The sequence below is a fragment of the Azohydromonas aeria genome (genome assembly GCF_009760915.1).
Classification (GTDB): domain Bacteria; phylum Pseudomonadota; class Gammaproteobacteria; order Burkholderiales; family Burkholderiaceae_C; genus Azohydromonas; species Azohydromonas aeria.
Map to the genome: position 1 here is coordinate 1 of NZ_VIDQ01000206.1, position 944 is coordinate 944.

Annotated in this window: 3 protein-coding genes; 1 reads left to right on the plus strand and 2 read right to left on the minus strand. The window is 62.0% G+C overall.

Features of this window, described 5'->3' with window-relative positions:
• On the minus strand, positions 1-182 hold a 182-nt coding region (locus FJ694_RS36535), incomplete at its 3' end, for a hypothetical protein (protein WP_157272405.1).
• A gap of 285 nt (positions 183-467) precedes the next feature.
• On the opposite strand from FJ694_RS36535, the gene FJ694_RS36540 reads away from it, so the two are divergent.
• Positions 468-677 carry a hypothetical protein gene (locus tag FJ694_RS36540; protein ID WP_157272406.1) on the plus strand — a complete coding sequence of 70 codons (210 nt, stop codon included), beginning with the start codon at positions 468-470 and terminating at the stop codon, positions 675-677.
• A 33-nt stretch (positions 678-710) separates the two neighbouring features.
• Here the strand turns inward: FJ694_RS36540 and FJ694_RS37540 are convergent.
• A partial coding sequence (locus FJ694_RS37540) for a ribosome modulation factor (protein WP_232540397.1) occupies positions 711-944 on the minus strand: 234 nt, incomplete at its 5' end.

Consider the following 944-nt stretch of genomic DNA (forward strand, 5'->3'; position numbering starts at 1 on the left):
CCCAGGATCTTCTTCGTCGCCAGATCGGCCAGCAGCTTGTGCGCGCCGCACCTGAAGCAGGACATCGTCTTGTTGGAGAAGCTGGCCTGTCCCGGCTTGTTGAACACCGAGCCGGCAGCCTTGGCGCGGTAGTGCAGCCCGTCGGCGTCGATGCGGGTCTTGTCTTGGTCCTGTGCAGCCATGTGGTGTCCTCCCTCGAATATCTATTCGTCTCGCCTCACCGCCTGGTCTGCTGCGATGCACTGTCTGTGATCCGAGCATCTGCCATCGGCGCCTTCGCGAAGCCCAGACAGGAACAGGTCGGTTCTACGGCAGTCGTAACCCTACGTGGTTTCGCGCATCGTCGCCTCGGTCAAGTCAGGGAATGAGGCTTGCTGCAGTGCAGCAAGCCAACGCTTGAAACACCTACCAGGTATTCGAGCGACCCCAGTTGCCGACAAAGACATACTGCAATCCAGGCCATCACCATGAGCAAGAACACTTCTTCGCCGTTGCACGCCCTGGAGTTGCCCAGCGGCTATCTCGCCGCCATGGCCGACATTGAGCAGCGGGCCTTTCGGGGCGAGCTGTCACTGGCGCAGTTGCGCCACGAAATCTTCACCGTGCGGGAACGCTTCGACGTCGATGCCTGCCGCGCGGCACAGTGGGCGGCGCTGGGCTATCAAGTCCGACACTGACCAGCGGCATAGGCCGTTGGCAGGGCACGAGCACTACCGCCCGAGCAGCAATTTCATCAGGCGACGCCAGCCGGCTGCGGGCGGCACGCTGTCATGTGGCGCGCCATGGCGCCTTATCACGCCCTCAGCCCAGCCATTTTCCCAAGCCTCAGCTTGATCGGAACCGGCTGAGTAAGGGCACTTGGCGCCCATGAAACGCGCTTGGTCAAAGCCCTGGTGCCAGATGCGCTGGCGCTCTTTTCTGCTCAACATCCAGCTCGAAAGGCA

What these genes read in the sequence shown, in the direction of transcription:
- FJ694_RS36540 (WP_157272406.1), top strand. Translation starts at nt 468, where the DNA reads ATGAGCAAGAACACTTCTTCGCCGTTGCACGCCCTGGAGTTGCCCAGC.